The following is a 19,127-nucleotide window of genomic DNA, read 5'->3' as shown; positions in this document are numbered from 1 at the left end:
AAAAAATTATCTTAAATTAAACTTTTGTTGTAAAGCTTCTAACTTTTCTCCGTCGGTCATTTTCTTTTTAGGTACTGCCATTCGCTCTTTAATTTCGCGTAATACTTTTTTGGTGTACAACGGAAAATCAGCATTCTGAATCCATGAATTGTACCCTGGGTTTTCTTTAAACACTTCTTCTACTGTTCTTCCTTTATATTTTCCGAAAGAGAAAATTTCTTCGTCTTTATCATTCATCAAAATAAAACCTGCAAAATCTGCTCGTTTACCATGTGTTGAATATTCACTTAAAGCATCAACAGTATTCTCAATATCTTCATACTTATCTAGCTGTGCTAATAAAATTTCGTAGGTAGCATTGGTATCGGCTTCTGCGCCATGCGCACCAATTAATTCTTTGCCACAGTAAAACTGATATCCTGCACTTAAAGTACGTTGTTCTTTTTTGTGAAAAATAACCTGAACATCAACTGCTTTACGATCATTCATATCAAAATCAATCCCTGCACGCATTAATTCTTCTGCTAAAACCGGAATATCAAATCTGTTTGAATTAAAACCTGCTAAATCACAACCTGCAATCATTTCGTTTATACTAACAGCTAATTCTTTAAAAGTTGGCTCGTTGGCAACTTTTTCATCAGTAATTCCGTGAATTTCTGATGATTCTTTTGGTATTGCTACCTCAGGATTTACCAACCATGTTTTACTTTCTTTATTTCCGTTTGGAAATACTTTTAATATTGATATTTCTACCACTCTATCTTTCGCAATATTGATTCCTGTTGTTTCTAAATCGAAAAATATAATTGGTTTTGTTAAGTTTAATTCCATCTTTTTTTTGGCAATTATTCGTTATTTAACTGAGCTTTAAACTCGTCTAATTTATCTAAATCTTTTTGCGCTAATGTAGGTTCTTTAAAACCGTACTTTTTTAACGTTTCGCTAATTGTTTTTCCTACAATATATCTCGCCGTTGGTTTATCATCTGCAGGCACTACATACCAAGGTGCATAATCTGTATTAGTTCTGTTTAATAAATCTACATAACATTCTTGATATTTACTCCACAACTTACGTTCTTTTAAATCGCCAGAAGAAAATTTCCAGTTTTTCTCTGGAATATTTAAACGACGTAACAATCTGTTTTTTTGTTCTTCTTTAGATACATTTAAAAAGAATTTTAAAATAATGGTTCCGCTATCTGAAATGTGCTTTTCAAATTGATTGATTCTTTCCATTCTATCATGGTAAAAAGTATCATTTAAATCTTCTAAACTTTTAACTGTGGGTATATTTTCACCTAAAATATACTCGGGATGCACTCTTGTTACCAACACATTTTCGTAATGTGTTCTATTAAAAACACCTATTTTACCTTTTGCTGGTAACGCGATATAATGGCGCCACAAAAAATCATGTTTCAACTCTAAATCTGTAGGCACTTTAAAACTATGCACCACTACTCCACGTGCATTTACATCTTTAAACACCTCACGAATTAAGCTATCTTTACCCGAAGTATCCATTCCTTGTAAGCAAATTAACATACTATACTTACCTTCGGCATACATAGTATCTTGTAACTCACTAATCTCTTTTCGTATTTTTTTAAGCTTCTTTTTGGCGTCTTCATCCACTTCTTTCGTTCTGAAATTACTCAATGTTGTTGCGTTCGAAAACTTATAGGTGTTTGTATTCATTTACAATAGTGAATTAGTAGCATAAAAATACAAAAAAAATCTCCTTTTTGTATTGATTTTCCCTTGGGAATTATCAATTTTTACGATTAAAGATTAAATGTTGTTCTAATTAAATTTCAGAAATTTATCTTCTAAATAAAAATACAGATGAACACAAGAGTAATTATACAAGGAAGCTCGAAAAGCAACGGAAATACAAATACGATTATTCAATATTTAAATAAAAATAATGATTTTGATATTATCGATTTAAAAACTAAAAATATTGGTGATTTCGAATATGATTTTAGCAATGCAAATGACGATTTTATTCCGTTAATGGAAACTATTATACAAAAATACGATACTATAATATTTGCTACACCTGTTTATTGGTATAGCATGAGTGGAATTTTAAAGACATTTTTTGACAGAATGTCTGACTTATTACATTATAAAAAAGATTTAGGAAGGTTAATGAGAGGTAAAAATATGGCTATGATTAGTAATTCTGGCGAAAATGATTTAAAAAATGGATTTACCATGCCTTTTATAGAAAGTGCCAATTATTTAGGCATGAATTACCTTGGCGACACGCATACGTGGTTTACCAAAGATGGTTCTGAAATTACTTTAGAAGCTAAAAATAACATTGATACTTTTAGATGTCTACTCTAAAAAAAAGGTTGCTGGTAAAACAGACAACCTTTTTTTTATTGAATAGGAATACAAATATCTACAATACATTTTCCTTCGGGATGCTCTTCAGGGTTGTTATAATAAATTCCAAAAGGATCTTGATCGGCTTTTTTAAAACCATGTTCACTCATCCACACAAAGTTATTTTCCCATGCTTTTTGAAACTCAGATATATTAATTTCTAAATGAGAAACAATACATTTAGTTTTAGGTAACGTTCTTAAATTTACTTCACCATCCGTTTTCACTAACCCATTTAATGTCATACAAGCACTCATACGTATTTTATCTTCGTCAGTAATTTTTGGGCTGTCATGATAAATTGTTACCATTCGCAAATCTTTTTGTTGCATTAAGCCTTTCGGAAAAGCCCATTGCATTAACCTCTTATAAACACCTTCGATTAAATCCATCTTTCCTTGATGACTTATATATGCTAGCTGCAATTCAGGTACAATTTTAACTTCAGTAGTTGCATTCATTTTTAACCAATTTAAAGAATTATTAACATTACAAATATACTGTTCAAAAGATGTTGTTACTTGTCCGTTCTTGCTTTCTGATTTAGATATTTCACTAAATTTATATTCACTTTCTTTTTTGAATTCAACAGGGCTCATTCCATAAAATTTCTTAAATGTTCTTGAAAATGAAGATAAACTTGCAAACCCTACTTTTTCTGCAACTAAAGTTATAGATAGTTCTTTTTGATGCAATAAAAATGATGCTGCTTTTTCTATCCGCTTTCTAGTTATAAAATTATTTAAGGTTTCTCCTGTTACTGTCAAAAAAAGTCGATGAAAATGAAATCTAGAAAAATATGCTTTTAAGGCAACGTCTTCTAAAGTTAATTTTTCATGTAAATGCTCTTCAATATAAGCAATTGCTTTACTTATTCTTATAACTGTTTTTGATGTTATTTTTTTAGAAGACATTTTTAATTTTTATTATTTTTTTGAAGGATTAAAAATATAAAACCACTTATAAAATATAAAAATACATCTAGTATATCGGCAGTATATCTCGGGTGGAATTTAGGCAAAAAATATTCATATAATAATGCGTATAAACTACAAATATATAAAACAATCCAAAGAGGAATTTGATACTTTTTATTTTGCTTACTCCATCTTAAAATAAATAAACTACCTATTAAAATAATTGGAATTATTAAAAAATCATTCAAATAAAATTGAATAATTTTTGGCAAATTAAAATTTAGTTTTTGAGCAAAATATACAATTGTTCCTAAAAACAATGAAAATATAAAGTAAATAGGTAGTACTTTTTTCATGCTACCCAGCGGCTACCATTGTTACAAACCAAGCCAAAGCTCCACCGATTATACTCACTAATAAAAAAGCAGAATATAAAATCCAGCCAATAATTTTATATAAAAAAAAAGGATGTTGTTTTAAACGTTCGGCTAAATTGGGATTATCAATTTCATGCTGCGCTTCAACTACACGTTCTTGTTTTTGCTTTTCTATTTTTATTTCTACCTTTTTTTTATGTGATATTAATTCTCCACAGCTTTTACAATAATCAGCATCCGAAGTAAAAACCTCACATTTACTACACTTAATACTTCTAGATATTTTAGCCATTTTCTTTATTAAATGAATATTTATTTTTGTTTTTATACGGACGAATAATTAACCTCGTTTCTCTATCAAAACGAATATAATTATACATCCAATTCATAAATACAATTACTTTATTTCTAAAACCTATTAAAGAGAATAAATGCACAAACATCCAAACAAACCATGCAAAAACTCCTTGAAATTTTAATCTTGGTAAATCTACTACCGCTTTATTTCGCCCAATAGTTGCCATCGCTCCTTTATCATTATATTTAAAAGCTTTAAGTTTTTTTCCTTTAAATTTTGCTAAAACATTTTTAGCCAATAAAGTTCCTTGCTGAATGGCTGGTTGCGCCATCATTGGGTGCCCATGTTTATTATCTTCCGTTTGCATACAAGCTACATCTCCTACCGCATACACATTTTTATAACCTATTACCTTGTTATATTCATCAACCTTAAATCGGTTTGCTCTTTCAACTAAACATTCTTGCTGTAAACCATTAATAGCACCTCCTTTTACTCCTGCAGCCCAAATTACCGTTTCTGCATTAAAATTATCGTGACCATTTGTTGTTACCGTGGTTCCGTTATAATCTAAAACTCGAAGATCTTTCCAAACATCAACGCCTAACTTTATTAAGAAATCCTCGGCTTTTTCTGATGCTTTAGCACTCATTCCTTTTAATAATTCGCCAGAACTTTGAATCAAATTAATTTTCATCAATCGGATATCTAAATCAGGATAATCTTTAGGTAGAATTCCTTTTTTCATTTCTGCCAATGCACCTGCTAATTCCACACCTGTTGGCCCTCCGCCAACAATGACAAAATTCATTAAAGCTCTTCGTTTTTCTAAATCGGTTTCTAATAATGCTTCTTCAAAATTTTCTAACACCAAACTACGGATATTTAATGCTTGTGGAACCGATTTCATTTCCATCGCATACTTTTTGATATTTGTATTTCCGAAAAAATTTGTGGTAGATCCTGTTGCTATTATCAACTCATCGTACACTAAATTACCAATAGTTGTTTCAATTATATTTTGATCCGCATTAATATTGGTAACTTCCGCCAAGCGGAAAAAGAAATTTTCAACATCATTAAAACGCTTCCGTAACGGAAAAGCAATACTATCTGGCTCTAACCCACCAGTGGCAACTTGGTATAATAATGGTTGAAAAGTATGGTAGTTATGTTTGTCTATTAAAACGACTTGAAGTTCTTGTTCTTCTAATCCTCTTGCAGCAGCTAAACCTGCAAATCCTCCACCAATAATTACAATTCTAGGAAAACTTGTTTGAGGTATATTCATTTTGAATTATTTTATTTCAGAACAACAAATTTAACTAAAAATTAGATTTTATTCTTTAAATTTGCTTACAAGTTAACACAACTATCCCTTTATAAAAATACGCTACTATGTTTAATTTTTTAAGAAAGAAAAAAGTGAAAGGTTTAGTTATTAAATGCGATACTGATGTTATTGTAGTTAACGAAAAACCAATTACTTTTCCGACCGATTATGCTACTTTAATTACTGTATTAGGAAAACCAGATAGAGAGCTTCAAAAATCTAATAACTATATGTTTTGGGATAAATATGGTGTATTTTGTGGCTATACAGATAAAGATGCTATTTTATCTATCAATGTGTATCAAAACAAGTTGGATAAAAGTGAATACAATACCAAAAATCAATTTAACGGGAAATTGTTTTTAAATGATGAAGAAATTACCAACAACGAATTCGGAAAAGTTTCTTTGGGTAAAATAGCTATTCACAGATTAGGAAGTGAAAACGAAATTCGTTTTGGTTTTAGTTTAGGAGTTAATAAAAACTATTAATTTACAATTCTCTTTTTAATTGCTGTATCGGTTTATTTGTATTGATTAAATTTGTGATTAATATTTTCCTTAATACTTCAATATCTTCTTCAAAATATTTTGCCCATTTATATTCGTTAAACAATGTTTGAATTTGTTTTAACCGTTGATGAGCTAAAGTTAAAGTCATTAAAAAAACTTCTTTTTTTACTTTATTTTTTAATCGTTTAACTTTCGCTTGTTTTAGTAAAAAATCTACTTCTAAGTAAAATACTTTATCGGTATTGTTTAATGGATAAAAATCATTCCATTTTGCAAAACCTACGTAATAATTTTGACTTTTATATGTTTCAATTCCTTTAATTTTCCAACGACAATTAGCAACCCTTCCCCAATGATTTGAATAACGAAAAACTCCAGCATCTGTGTAAAAATATAAACTCCCCGATTTACTTTGATAGTGAGCAGATTTATCTTTAAAAAAATCTATTGACTGAGATTCAAATTCACAATAAGTATATCTAAAAAAATTAAATTTATGAAATTTCATGCTTCAAAAATAAGTAAAGTCCCCGACTTTTGATGAACCCTTATTATAAAAAAAACCGAATTGCTTTTAAACAATTCGGTTTCAAATAATCAAAGATATTTTTATTTAAGTAATCCTTTTTAAATCATGATCCTTTTTACTTGAATCAAACAATAAAAAGTCTTATTCATCTAAATAATCTTCTAAAACTGTGATCCACCCCTTAACTGGATCTAACAATAATTTTTCTGTGTTTGCAGTATATTCTAATTGAATAGTACCTTTTGCTACTGGATCAATATTTTGCCCGTCTTTATGAGCCCAAACAGTAACTTTTAAATCATATGTTTTTCCTTGTTGTAATTTATCTTGTGTTTGTCTTAACAATTCTAAAAAAGCATAATCAGCTAAATTATTAGAACGATTAATAGTTACTTTTGGATAATGGAAGTAAAAGTCATTTTCATAATCATCTAATTGAGGTATGTTTTTAGAATATTTTGTACTTTTTCTTCTTAAAACTTCTCTATCTGTTGTTACTCCTGCCATTTCATAAGTAATATTAAACCAAGAACCTGGGTGAGATATTGACAATGGCATATCAAAATAAGGTTTAAATGCTACAGTAGAACCTAGCTCTTGCTTAGTAATAAAATTAGCAGCTTTTTCTACTGGTTGGTTTGCCTTTGAACTCTTTAAGTAATGTGTTGCTTTTGCAAAAGCCACTTTACCATGGTAATTTTTATACGTATCAAAACGCATTAATTTCTTTTTTGTTTTCGCTACTTTTAACGAATTTAAGTCGCTAATCATCATATCTATTTTAGCTTGTGCTGTTTCAATATCCCAAGTATCTAAGTCTGCTTTGTTTTTAGCCATTACCTCAATTACAGTTCTTTTAGAATCTAATGGAACCGATTCTTCATATTTATTTAAAGACCTACTTGTTTGTTGTGTTTGTGCTATAACGCCTGGGGCTATTTCGAATACTTCAATGTATGATTTTGCTCCTGTAGAAACCCATTCAAAAAACATTTTAACTTGTTTTTTGTTAAAATAACTTTCTTTAAAGTTCATTTTTAATTGTGGTTTCTCACTTTTTTTTTCCCAGTAATGTAATTCATTCACAATTTTCCCACCATCTTCTTTTACAAACTTAATACCAAATGTACTTTTATCTATTAAACCGTAGTATTCGCCACTTAATCCCATTTCATCATTCACACTATTTAAATGACTAAAAGTACCTGATGATGACCCTGCTGTTTTAGATTTTTTCGAAGATCTCGTTGATCTAGAAGATTTTTTACTGCTCTTTTTAGAACTTACTTTTTTTAATAATTTACCAAATTGCGCATTAGTTTCGGTTGTGTTTCCTAAAAATAATGCTGCACTTAAAGCACATGTTAATAATAATTGTTTTTTCATAATTACTGTTTTTTATTGTTGAATTAAAAATTTAATTTTATTGATTTCACTTGTTTTGTCACCTTTCCATTATCTCCTTTTGCTCCACTTCTTCCTCTACTTGCATGAGAATATTTCGGCGCACCTCCTTTACCACCATTTCCTCCTTGGTTATTAAGAACAATATTTAATTTTACTACTGATGGATCTTTTATTAAAAGAATATTACCACCTGCTCCACCAGAACCACCATTTCCTCCATTTGGCGAACCATCACGTCCTTCAAAGCCACCCATACCGCCACCACCTTGATTGTTTATAATCAATTTCGTGTAAGTAGTTAACTTATAACGTGCAACGTGCTTTTCTTTTGTGGTATTATAAATATCTATTTTATTTAATTTAATGCCAGTTTGTTTATGAGTAACTGTTTTAACTTTTATCGTTAAATTATCACCTCTACCTGCATGTTGACCATTTTTACCTTGAGAAACATGTACATATTTATGACGTTCATGCCCCCAAAAACCTGATTGATTTACTTGAATAGATAAGTTATTTGTGGTGTTAATATGCTTCGTAGCATTTAATGTTGGGTGATATTTTGATACTGCTTTAATCGTTATTCTGTCCTGCTTTAACGACTTTGCATCTTCATCTACTCGAACCTCATCAATAGTACTACTACATCCTTTATTTTTAAGTGTAAAATCACTCCAAGGAAGTTTTCCTCCTAATTTTTTTGTAGACAGCTTACTTCCATCCTTTAACGTAGCCACAATGCCGTATTTAATAGCTTCTGAAAAATGAGCTACTTTTTTAGGGGTATTTAACAATTTGATTTCAATTTTACTTACCTGCTTGTTTTGTAGTGAATTTTTCTTTCTTTCGGCTTCTGCAATGGCACCTTTCTGTTCTTTTACCTCTGCTCTTGCATTTGTTTGATTTTTAAATACTGCTGTCGCATAGCTTGCTACCAGTTTATTTAACTCTTTATAGTTTTTAGATAAACTTCCGTTTTTAGAAAACACATATTTTGTAGTCGCTTCTTCTTTTCCATTCCAACTATAATAAATACCTATATCATCTATAAATGTTAATCGATAAGTAGAAAAATTAAAATAAGCTGGATGACCTGGTACGTCTGGTTTAAAATTTTCATCTAAAATACCTGCTCTTTTTACTAAAACGTTACTTACGTTTTTTGCTGTCTTGGTAATTTGAATTGGCCACTGTTTTTTAACCTTAACCATTTTATATTTACCATACGATATTTTCTCTACTTTAAAAACGGTATACTTTCCTGATTGGAATGTTGCTACAATTTCATTTTGATTTTTTTGTGCTTGACCTACAATTGCCAAAAACATTAAAAGGATTGAAAGAAATTTTTTCATTTTAACTATTGTTATCTATTTGATTACTACGAGGCAAATAAAATTTAATTTTAGATAAACAGCATTAAATTACTTCCCAATGAACCTTTTTTACTTCCGAGTTAAAAATTGAAAAACAGCTAGTTATCATTTAAAAACAAAAAAAACTCCGTTTATAAAAAACGGAGTCGATTTATTTCTGTTAAGAAAGAAGTGCTTAAAGATCTTGTACTTTTGTTGCTTGAGCTGTTGTTGTTGCTCCATTGCCATCCTTTGCAACAACTTTTACTATTACATCTTTACCATCTCTATCATAAGTAACTGTTAAATCATGGTCACTTTCTAAATTGCTTCCCTCTAACTCGTTGTTTACATACAAGTCGTAGACCACTTTATCTCCATCAGGATCAACTGCCTCTGTCCATGAAACAACTAGAGAACTAACTGGAGTTGGTGATACAATTACGGTTCTAGGTTGATTAGCATCTGTTAAAGTAACTGTAAACTCTCTTGGTGCTCTATTTACATCATCATCACTACATGACATGAAGGCAAATACACTAAAGCAAATTAATAATACTTTTAAATTTTTCATTTTTGTGGGTTTTTAAATAATAAAATCAAAGGTGCAGCTATTAATCATGGTACTTCTTATTTTGTTTCCTAACGGAACCTAAATCTTTCCGAATAACAAACAGCTATCATTTTACTCCCTATATTTTACAATTATAATTTATAATCATTACATTTTTATATAAAAAAACTCCGTTTATAAAAACGAAGTTAATAATGCTCTTATTAAACATTTGATTATCCTTTTCTGTCATTCCCAAACCTTATAGCTTTATCTCTAATTTGTTTAAGAATTTTCAATGAATATTAGTTAACGAGTTAAATTATAAACATTGATAACTAATTTGGCTAAATAGCTTTAAAACTAAGGATGAATAACATTTACCACTTTTGTAGCCTGTGCTGTTGTTTTGGCTCCATTTTCATCTTTTGCAACAACTTTTACAATTACATCATCTCCAGTTACCTCGTAAGATACTGTGGCTTCTCTTTTACCATTTAAATCACTTTCTTCTATAACATCATTTACGTAAATATCATAAACAACATCATCTCCATCTGGATCAACAGCTTCTGTCCATATTACTCCTAAATAACGAATTGGAGTTGACACAGCTGTTCTAGTATTAACGTGATTATATATGGAAAGTTGCGTATAAATAAGCGAAAAAATTGAGAATAAAAACAAAGTAAATAAATTAGTAATAACCTTAAATAAAGACCTAGTAGCAATTTTTTATATATGTTGTTAGGCACTGTAAAATATGGATTGGATATTATTTGTGTTTAAAGGCACTAACAATGTAAAGTATCTTGTAGCTGCTGAGAGCGAAGAGGATGCTTGGAATAAATTAAGAAGTAGACAAAGTATGAGAATGGAATTACTTAAAAAACAATACCGAAACATTGGAACGATGAACGGAAGTAGCGGTGTTTGGAAAATTAAATAAATTATTTTATTGTGCCTCAACATCCGATAAAGTAACTGTAAACTCTCTTGGTGCTCTATTTACATCATCGTCACTACATGACATGAAGGCAAATACACTAAAACATATTAATAATGCTTTTAAATTTTTCATCTTTGTGGGTTTTTAAATAATTTAATCAAAGGTGCAACTATTAATCATGGTACTTCTTATTTTGTTTCCTAACGGAACCTAAATCTTTCCGAATAACAAACAGCTATCATTTTACTCCCTATATTTTACAATTATAATTTATAATCATTACATTTTTATATAAAAAAACTCCGTTTATAAAAACGAAGTTAATAATGCTATTATTAAACATTTGATTATCCTTTTCTGTCATTTCCAAACCTTATAGCTTTATCTCTAATATGTTTAAGAATTTTCAATGAATATTAGTTAACGAGTTAACTAATATTCATTGATAACTAATTTGGCTAAATAGTTTTAAAACTAAGGATGAATAACATTTACCACTTTTTTAGCCTGCGCTGTTGTTTTGGCTCCATTTTCATCTTTTGCAACAACTTTTACAATTACATCATCTCCAGTTACCTCGTAAGATACTGTGGCCTCTCTTTTACCATTTAAATCACTTTCTTCAATAACATCATTTACATAAATATCATAAACAACATCATCTCCATCTGGATCAACAGCTTCTGTCCATATTACTCCTAAATAACGAACTGGAGTTGGCGAAGATGTTCTACTACTAACATCCGATAAAGTAACTGTAAACTCTCTTGGTGCTCTATTTACATCATCATCACTACATGACATGAAGGCAAATACACTAAAACATATTAATAATGCTTTTAAATTTTTCATCTTTATTCTATTTTAAATTATGGTTCAAAAATGAAGGAATTTGTTATAACATTCATCATATTATTTCCGAATGAATCAATAATATTTCCAAATAAAAAAACCAAAACTAATTTCTAGTTTTGGTTTTAACAAGGTTAAATAATTCCTTAAATTATAATTTTGAAAGCTTTAATGTTTTACCACAATGCTTACTTTCTATTTTGAAAATAACATTTCCTTTTCTTCCTTTGTTTGCCCAACGTACTTCCTTACCTACTTTACATGAAATACTTGTTTTAGACCCTCTATTTAGACTTACAAAACCAGTACCTGTATAAATAGAAACTTTGCCTTTTGTATCATTGATTAAATAAATACCACTACCTAGTTCTACTTCTTTTACCCTGTTTTCTTCTATGGTAGAATTACTTACTACATTGAATGACATTAAACCTATTACAGCTACTATTACTAATATTACTTTTTTCATTTTTATTATTTTAAATTATCACTCAAAAATGACTTTTTTAAATCAAAAGCAATCAATATTATTTCCCAATAGTTTAATATTCTTTCCAAATAAAAACCCAATTACTTTAAAACTCGTGCTTTTTAAATTACGTATAAAAAAGTGTTTCAAACGCTTCTTTATAACTTTTACTTACTGGCACCTTAAATTGAGAATCTAATATTACTTCTTTTTCTTTTTTTGAATATGTTTCAATTTTCTCTGTATTGATAATCCATGACCTATGCAGTCTTATAAACTCAGTATGATCACATAATAGGTTTTCATAATAACTTAACTTCTTTGCAACCATATATTTTTTGTCATTTTTCATATGTAATATAGAATACATTCTATCTGCTTCAATACTATATATATCGTTTATATTTACAATTGCATAATCTGTTTTATATGGTATTGCTATTTTGGTTATTTTCTTTCTGTTCTCTTGTAATAAATCAATTCTAGCTGATTGCGTGTTGTTTTCAATACTTTTTTCGGCTTTTTTTATAGCCTTTTCTAACAACGATATATCAATCGGTTTTAAAAGATAATCTATTGCAGTTACTTGAAATGCTTTTATAGCATAACTGTCATAGGCTGTTATAAAGATAATATGAAAATTAATTTCATCAAATTCACTTAATAATTGAAATCCGTTTTTTTGAGGCATTTCAATATCTAAAAAAACAATTTGAGGTTGGTGCTTCTTTATTGCTTTTACAGCCTCATCAACATTAGCGGCTTCAGCTAAAATATTTACATTATCGCAAAAGTCATTTAATAAAAATCTTAAATTTTCTCTTGCGTTTATTTCATCGTCTACGAGTATTGCGCTAATTTTATTCATCTAATAAAGTATATGGTATTTTTACGAGTACTTTGTTGCCAAATTTTGTAGTTTCATAACTAAAACCAATATCTGTTTTATAATATTCTTTTAACAGTACCAATCTTTTATTAAGTATTTCTCTTGATGACATTTCTTGTTCTTGAGAAATATTTCGAATTCCATTATCGAGTATTTTACAGACTAATGTCTCTTTTTCTAAATAAAAGCTTATTGTTATTATTTTATCTCCTGTAGCAACGTGTAATAATCGATATCGAATTGCTTCTTCTATATAGGGTTGAATTATCATTGATGGAATTTTAATTTCTCCATCGAAATTGAGTTCTTCAATAGTAAATAAAAATTGATCACCAAATCGTAACTTTTCTAATTCTAAATAATTTTTAACAATAGATAACTCTGTGTTCAACTCTACAAAACTATCGTTACTTGTTTTTAAATTTTGTCGCATAAGAGATGAGAATTTTGTAAAAAAATCATATGCTTCTATTTTATCATCTTTTAAAATTAAATTTTGAATTGAATTCATTGTATTAAACATAAAATGAGGATTCATTTGCGCTTTTAACGTTTGTAGCCTTAATAGGTTTAACTCATTTTCTTTCTGCTTTTCTAATTTTAAGTAAGCTTTTTTTAATTTAATTTTACTTTCTAACAGCTTCTCTTCCTTTTTTTTATTTAATGCTTCTGAATAATTTAAAATAACAAAGGTTCCTAAAAAAACACAAAAAACTAACACAGGTAGTATCATGTTTTTAGGATATATATTTAAAAATAAATTAGGAATAAAATACAAGCAAAAACACAGCAATAAAAAAAGGATGTTTATCCATTTTTTTTCAATAAACAATATTCCTATTAACGGATAAACAAAATAAAAATTTTCTATTAATAATGATGGTGTAGTAAAGTTTGCAAAAACAAATGTTATTCCTATTATAGAAGCTATAAAGACAACCCTTGCCAATGTATACTTTTTAATTTTTTGACAATAAAAAATAACACCGATTAAAACATAAGAAATTCCATGTAAAATTAAACTTTCTTTAATTTCTCTATCAAATAACAAATCAAACATTGTTATGATAATAATCATAATACACCATGTACTACAAAAAGCATTTAAAAGTCTTATTTTTTTGTATTCGTTGTCTTTTTTAGACGTTACTCCTACATTTAAGAAAGAGTGATATATTTTTAAAAAATTATTCATGTAATTAAAAAAAGGGGAAAAAGTTCCTTTTCCATAAGGAACACTAGGTTTTAAATATTTAACTTTTTTTTTACAAAACTCATATTTAACTTTCAGATAACACCAAATACTTTCCGAAAGGTAATTATTTAAAAATGAAAAGGGATTTTGATTATAACTTTTGTTCCTATGTCGAGTTCTTTATATTCAAAACCAATATCTGTTTTATAAAAATCTTTCAATATTTTTAACTTATCTTTTATTGATTTTGTTGAAAAAGAAGCACTTTTATTATTTGTTTTTTTATTTATTTCGGCTGCCGCTTTCAACCCAATTCCGTTATCTGTAATTTCGCACTTAAAGAGTTTCTCTTGAGAAAATTCAATTTTTATTTTACCTACTCCATTTGTTTTATGAAGCAAACCATGTTTTATTGCATTTTCTATAAATGGTTGAATTACCATCGTTGGTATTTTAATATCGTCTATAAACTCCGCTCCTTTTATCTCGTATGAAAAACCCTCTCTAAATCTAAGTTTCTCAAGCTCTAAATACTTTTCTATCAATGATAATTCTTCATCAAAATACACAAAGCTTTTAGTGCTCAATAGCAAACTTTCTCTTAACAAAGACGAAAATTTCGTTAAATAGTTATATGCTTCTAGTTTACTTCCTTTTAGCACTAAATTTTGAACAGAATTTAAGGCATTAAATGTAAAGTGTGGATTCATTTGAGATTGCAATGTTTCTAATTTTGATCCTACCAACGCCTTTTGCATTCGTTCTTTTTCAATAGCTACCTCTTGTTTTTTTTCTAACCTCTCTAATTTCATGTTAAAAAGCAACCAAATCAAAATGAATAGAAATGTTCCTATTATTAACAGAAACCACCATTCTTTATAAAAGGGCAATTTTATTACTAACTTTATACCCCTCTCTTTTGTTTCTTTTTTACCATTTACCTCTGTTGCTTTTAATTTTAAAACATACTCTCCTGCCGCAAGGTTATTAAATGTAATTTGATTTATCCCTTTATCAATTCTATTCCATTTACTATTAGCTGAAGCAGTTATTAATTTATATTGATAAACAATATTATCTTCTGCTAAAAAACCATTGGTAAGAAAGGTGAATTTTATTTTTTTAATATCAGATGTTAATTCGTATTCCTCTTTTTCTTCTACTTTTTTATCATCTATTAAAATTGACGTAAAATTAAAATTTAAAACTCTTCTATCTTTAAAAACTTTTTCTTTATTTATCTTAAACAACCCTTTATTTGAACTAAAGAACAAAGCATCTTTAAAAGGAATTATTTCTGATATATTAAAAGAGTTTATACCATCTTTTTTAGTTAAATTTTTAAATGTACCTGTTTTAGTGTTTAATACTTGTAATCCTTTATCTGTAGTTATCCAAAGAAGCTCACCATCTCCTTTTATCTTACCTGTTTTGCTAGATAACAAACCGTTTTCTTTCATGTAATTTATTGTTGCCACCCCATTTTCAAGACCGATGATTCCATCTTTAAAGGTTGAAATCCAAATAATACCATTTGCAGTTTCATCAATATCAATTGCAAAAATTGGCTTATTGTTAAATAAAACTCTTGATGCTTTTTTTTCTATATTATATTTTTCAACCCCATCAACATAACCTACATACATTTCTTTTTTACTACTATAATAAGTTGTGTATGCTCTTGCTCCTTTTAGATTAAAAACATTTTTATTTTTAACGTTTATAATCGATGCAGAGCTATGGGTTGCATACAATATATTGTTTTTATCTATTAATGATAAATCTTTCGCATTCGAGCAAAAACTATCTTCATAAATATTTTTATTTTTTTTATCATATACAAAAGAACCTCCACCTAAACTCAAATATACTTTTTCATCACTATCACAAATAGAATACACCTTTTCTTTATGTATCTGTTTTGTAAATTCTATTTTTTTAGTTTTTCTATTTAAAATAGCAATATCACCTTTAGTTGTACCAATGATTAATGAATCGTTACCAATACGACTCATTGCACTTATATTTTGTTTTTCTTCAGCTATTGTATATTTCTCGATGAACAAATTGGGTACTATATATATTCCGTTTCTTAAAGTAGTAAACCAATAATTATTATTTCTATCTTTTAAAACTGCACTAATTTCTTTTCCCTTAAAATATGTTTTTTTATGTGTTAATTCTCCATTATTAAAATCATAAATAAACAAACCATTTCTGGTACACGCCCACAACTGACCCGATTCTTCATAAAATTTTATAACTTCATTTTTTTTAAGAGTTTTAGTTAAATCAACTTCTTCAAGTTTCCCTTCCTGTTCATAGAATAACTTAGGGTGTACTTTTAAATTATTTGCGTTATACGCATATATTAAATGTTTTTTTTTAAAAGATGTTATTTGCCATTTGTTAAACTCATATTTTTTAAATTGATTTAATTCATACTTTACTATTGTATTTCTACCTTTAATTGTTTCTTTTATTTCATGGTCATGTAAATTTACTAATGCATCATTTTCTACATAAAATGGGTAAAACCCTGCTTTTATATCAAAAATTTTATTTTGATGTAAACTATTTAAGCCAATCCTATAAAGTCCTGTTCTAGTACTCGCCACCAAATCATTTTGATAGAATGAAAAAAGTGCTAATTGTCCTTTTACTTCTTCTTTTAAATCTTTAAAAAGAAGTAATTTATCATTTTCTATATAAAAAAATTGTCCCGAAATATTATTACACCAAACCCTTCCTTTTGAATCTAGTTTTAAACCAAAAACAGATAATCCTCTTTTTTCTATATGACTATAGTTTTTAAACTCTTTACCATCATAACGAAAAAGTCCCTTATCGGCTGCCAACCATATAAAACCTTTATTATCTTCTACAATACTGTAAAACTCTATATCAGGTAACCCATCTTTCTCTGTTAAGTGCGTAAAAACAGGTTGTTGAGAAACTACTTTAGTCGTAAAAAATAAAAAAATAAAAAACAGGTATGTGTAAATTTTCTTCACAGTATTTTTTTTAATCTATATATTCAAATGTAGTTATTATAAAATAATGAAAATAAAAAACCCATTACAATTTCTTGTAATGGGTTTTTAGTACATGTAATGTATTATTATTTTACTTCTTCGAAGTCTACATCTTCAACATTATCTTCCTGAGCATTGTTTGCTTCTGGTTGAGCTTGTTGAGCTCCTGCAGCACCTTGATCTGCATACATTTCTTCAGAAGCAGCTTTCCATGCTTCATTAATTGTAGTCATTGCAGTATCAATCTGTGCTAAATCTGCAGACTCATGAGCAGCTTTTAATTCAACTAAGGCAGCTTCAATTGGCGCTTTCTTATCGTCAGATAATTTTTCACCAAATTCTTTTAATTGCTTTTCTGTTTGAAAAATCATTGAATCTGCTTCATTTATTTTTTCAGCAGTTTCTTTTGCTTTTGCATCAGCATCAGCATTTGCTTCTGCATCAGCTTTCATTTTTTCAATTTCTTCTTCTGATAATCCTGAAGAAGCCTCAATCTTAATATCTTGAGTTTTCCCTGTAGCTTTATCAGATGCAGATACTTTAATGATTCCGTTTGCATCAATATCAAAAGTTACTTCAATTTGAGGAACTCCTCTTTGTGCTGGTGGAATATCAGTTAATTGGAAACGACCAATTGTGTTATTATCTGCTGCCATTGCTCTTTCACCTTGTAAAACGTGAATATCTACAGATGGTTGATTATCTACAGCTGTAGAGAATACTTGAGATTTTTTTGTTGGAATAGTAGTATTCGCATCGATTAACTTTGTGAATACGTTACCCATTGTTTCGATTCCTAAAGATAAAGGCGTAACATCTAATAATAATACGTCTTTTACATCTCCAGATAAAACTCCACCTTGAATTGCAGCTCCTAAAGAAACTACTTCATCAGGATTTACTCCTTTACTTGGTGATTTTTTAAAGAAATTTTCAACAGCTTCCTGAATTGCAGGAATACGAGTTGATCCACCTACTAATACGATTTCATCGATTTCATCGATAGATAAATCAGCATTTTTTAAAGCAGTTGCACAAGGCTCAATAGTTCTTTTGATTAAATCATCAATTAAAGCCTCAAATTTAGCTCTTGTTAATGTTCTAACTAAGTGCTTTGGTCCTGAAGCAGTAGCTGTAATATATGGTAAGTTAATTTCTGATGAAGTTGTGCTAGATAATTCAATCTTCGCTTTTTCAGCAGCTTCTTTTAAACGCTGTAAAGACATTGGATCTTTACGTAAATCCATTGCTTCGTCAGCAATAAATTCTTCTGCTAACCAGTTAATGATTCTTTCATCAACATCATCTCCACCTAAGTGTGTATCACCATCAGTAGCTAATACTTCAAATACACCATCTCCTAATTCTAAGATAGAAACATCATGTGTTCCACCACCAAAATCAAAAACAACTATTTTTTTATCATCATGAGATTTATCTAAACCATAAGCTAAAGCAGCTGCAGTTGGTTCGTTAATAATTCTACGAACTTTTAAACCTGCAATTTCACCAGCTTCTTTTGTAGCCTGACGTTGTGCATCGTTAAAATATGCTGGTACAGTAATTACAGCTTCAGAAACATCTTGACCTAAATAGTCTTCAGCTGTTTTCTTCATTTTCTGTAATACCATTGCAGAAATTTCTTGTGGCGTATATAAACGACCATCAATATCAACACGAGGTGTATCATTATCTCCTTTTACAACACTATAAGGTACTCTTCCTGCTTCTTTTGAAGAATCAGAAAACTTATTACCCATAAAACGTTTAATAGAATAAACTGTTTTTGTTGGGTTAGTAACTGCTTGACGCTTTGCTGGATCACCAACTTTACGCTCTCCTCCTTCTACGAATGCTACGATAGATGGTGTTGTTCTTTTTCCTTCTGCGTTAGGAATAACAACTGGTTCATTCCCTTCCATTACAGAAACACATGAATTTGTGGTTCCTAAATCAATTCCTATAATTTTACTCATAACTAACTATTTATCTTAAATTTTTAATTCAATTTTACAAGTAGTGTTAGTCAAAGTGTGTGCCAACTGGTTTTTATAT

Annotated in this window: 19 protein-coding genes; 3 read left to right on the top strand and 16 right to left on the bottom strand. The window is 28.9% G+C overall.

What is annotated here, in order from left to right; translation table 11 throughout:
• Positions 1 to 6 precede the first annotated feature (6 nt).
• Positions 7 to 834, bottom strand: a complete 828-nt coding sequence (locus N2251_RS02555) for a 3'-5' exonuclease (protein WP_260585142.1) — start codon at positions 832 to 834, stop codon at positions 7 to 9.
• 14 nt (positions 835 to 848) lie between these two features.
• The gene (locus N2251_RS02550) at positions 849 to 1,703 is read right to left on the bottom strand and encodes a PPK2 family polyphosphate kinase (RefSeq protein WP_260585141.1); all 855 of its coding nucleotides are present in this window, start codon (positions 1,701 to 1,703) and stop codon (positions 849 to 851) included.
• A 147-nt stretch (positions 1,704 to 1,850) separates the two neighbouring features.
• Between N2251_RS02550 and N2251_RS02545 the strand changes: the two genes are divergently transcribed.
• Positions 1,851 to 2,360: a flavodoxin family protein gene (locus tag N2251_RS02545; protein ID WP_260585140.1), complete on the top strand. Its 510-nt coding sequence runs from the start codon at positions 1,851 to 1,853 to the stop codon at positions 2,358 to 2,360.
• 35 nt (positions 2,361 to 2,395) lie between these two features.
• Here the strand turns inward: N2251_RS02545 and N2251_RS02540 are convergent, their stop codons facing one another.
• The 3 genes from N2251_RS02540 to N2251_RS02530 form a co-directional block, all read right to left on the bottom strand.
• Positions 2,396 to 3,316, bottom strand: a complete 921-nt coding sequence (locus N2251_RS02540) for an AraC family transcriptional regulator (protein ID WP_260585139.1) — start codon at positions 3,314 to 3,316, stop codon at positions 2,396 to 2,398.
• A gap of 360 nt (positions 3,317 to 3,676) precedes the next feature.
• Positions 3,677 to 3,988 (bottom strand): hypothetical protein, encoded by a 312-nt coding sequence (locus tag N2251_RS02535; protein WP_260585138.1) that lies wholly within the window; start codon positions 3,986 to 3,988, stop codon positions 3,677 to 3,679.
• Positions 3,981 to 5,285: an NAD(P)/FAD-dependent oxidoreductase gene (locus tag N2251_RS02530; protein WP_260585137.1), complete on the bottom strand. Its 1,305-nt coding sequence runs from the start codon at positions 5,283 to 5,285 to the stop codon at positions 3,981 to 3,983. Before N2251_RS02530 ends, N2251_RS02535 begins: the two co-directional genes overlap by 8 nt.
• Before the next feature lie 107 nt (positions 5,286 to 5,392).
• Between N2251_RS02530 and N2251_RS02525 the strand changes: the two genes are divergently transcribed.
• Entirely contained in the window at positions 5,393 to 5,818 is a 426-nt protein-coding gene (locus N2251_RS02525; protein ID WP_260585136.1) for a DUF7738 domain-containing protein, read from the top strand.
• Between the two features lies 1 nt (position 5,819).
• Here the strand turns inward: N2251_RS02525 and N2251_RS02520 are convergent, their stop codons facing one another.
• From N2251_RS02520 to N2251_RS02500, 5 genes are all read right to left on the bottom strand, one after another.
• The gene (locus N2251_RS02520; protein ID WP_260585135.1) at positions 5,820 to 6,347 is read right to left on the bottom strand and encodes a hypothetical protein; all 528 of its coding nucleotides are present in this window, start codon (positions 6,345 to 6,347) and stop codon (positions 5,820 to 5,822) included.
• A 162-nt stretch (positions 6,348 to 6,509) separates the two neighbouring features.
• Positions 6,510 to 7,754, bottom strand: coding sequence for a hypothetical protein (locus N2251_RS02515; protein ID WP_260585133.1), 1,245 nt, complete (start codon positions 7,752 to 7,754; stop codon positions 6,510 to 6,512).
• A gap of 23 nt (positions 7,755 to 7,777) precedes the next feature.
• On the bottom strand, positions 7,778 to 9,130 hold the full coding sequence (locus N2251_RS02510) for a hypothetical protein (protein WP_260585132.1): 1,353 nt from the start codon (positions 9,128 to 9,130) through the stop codon (positions 7,778 to 7,780).
• Between the two features lie 196 nt (positions 9,131 to 9,326).
• Complete coding sequence (locus N2251_RS02505) at positions 9,327 to 9,704, bottom strand: hypothetical protein (protein ID WP_260585131.1); 378 nt, start codon at positions 9,702 to 9,704, stop codon at positions 9,327 to 9,329.
• Between the two features lie 342 nt (positions 9,705 to 10,046).
• On the bottom strand, positions 10,047 to 10,295 hold the full coding sequence (locus tag N2251_RS02500; RefSeq protein WP_260585130.1) for a hypothetical protein: 249 nt from the start codon (positions 10,293 to 10,295) through the stop codon (positions 10,047 to 10,049).
• 151 nt (positions 10,296 to 10,446) lie between these two features.
• Here N2251_RS02500 and N2251_RS02495 point away from each other — a divergent pair, with 151 nt between their 5' ends.
• A complete protein-coding gene (locus N2251_RS02495) occupies positions 10,447 to 10,632 on the top strand; it encodes a hypothetical protein (RefSeq protein WP_260585129.1) in 186 nt (61 codons plus the stop codon).
• A 474-nt stretch (positions 10,633 to 11,106) separates the two neighbouring features.
• On the opposite strand, the gene N2251_RS02490 is transcribed toward N2251_RS02495, so the two are convergent.
• The 6 genes from N2251_RS02490 to dnaK form a co-directional block, all read right to left on the bottom strand.
• The gene (locus N2251_RS02490; protein WP_260585128.1) at positions 11,107 to 11,484 is read right to left on the bottom strand and encodes a hypothetical protein; all 378 of its coding nucleotides are present in this window, start codon (positions 11,482 to 11,484) and stop codon (positions 11,107 to 11,109) included.
• 151 nt (positions 11,485 to 11,635) lie between these two features.
• A complete protein-coding gene (locus N2251_RS02485) occupies positions 11,636 to 11,953 on the bottom strand; it encodes a hypothetical protein (RefSeq protein WP_260585127.1) in 318 nt (105 codons plus the stop codon).
• A 127-nt stretch (positions 11,954 to 12,080) separates the two neighbouring features.
• Positions 12,081 to 12,821, bottom strand: coding sequence for a LytR/AlgR family response regulator transcription factor (locus N2251_RS02480; RefSeq protein ID WP_260585126.1), 741 nt, complete (start codon positions 12,819 to 12,821; stop codon positions 12,081 to 12,083).
• The gene (locus N2251_RS02475) at positions 12,814 to 14,037 is read right to left on the bottom strand and encodes a sensor histidine kinase (RefSeq protein ID WP_260585125.1); all 1,224 of its coding nucleotides are present in this window, start codon (positions 14,035 to 14,037) and stop codon (positions 12,814 to 12,816) included. The genes N2251_RS02480 and N2251_RS02475 overlap by 8 nt, the downstream gene beginning before the upstream one ends.
• A 128-nt stretch (positions 14,038 to 14,165) precedes the next feature.
• Positions 14,166 to 17,051 (bottom strand): sensor histidine kinase, encoded by a 2,886-nt coding sequence (locus N2251_RS02470; protein ID WP_260585124.1) that lies wholly within the window; start codon positions 17,049 to 17,051, stop codon positions 14,166 to 14,168.
• A 107-nt stretch (positions 17,052 to 17,158) separates the two neighbouring features.
• A complete protein-coding gene (dnaK, locus tag N2251_RS02465; protein ID WP_260585123.1) occupies positions 17,159 to 19,048 on the bottom strand; it encodes a molecular chaperone DnaK in 1,890 nt (629 codons plus the stop codon).
• Positions 19,049 to 19,127 lie beyond the last annotated feature (79 nt).

Source organism: Tenacibaculum haliotis, from assembly GCF_025215075.1.
GTDB lineage: Bacteria > Bacteroidota > Bacteroidia > Flavobacteriales > Flavobacteriaceae > Polaribacter > Polaribacter haliotis_B.
This window is presented reverse-complemented; position numbering and strand designations above follow the sequence as displayed.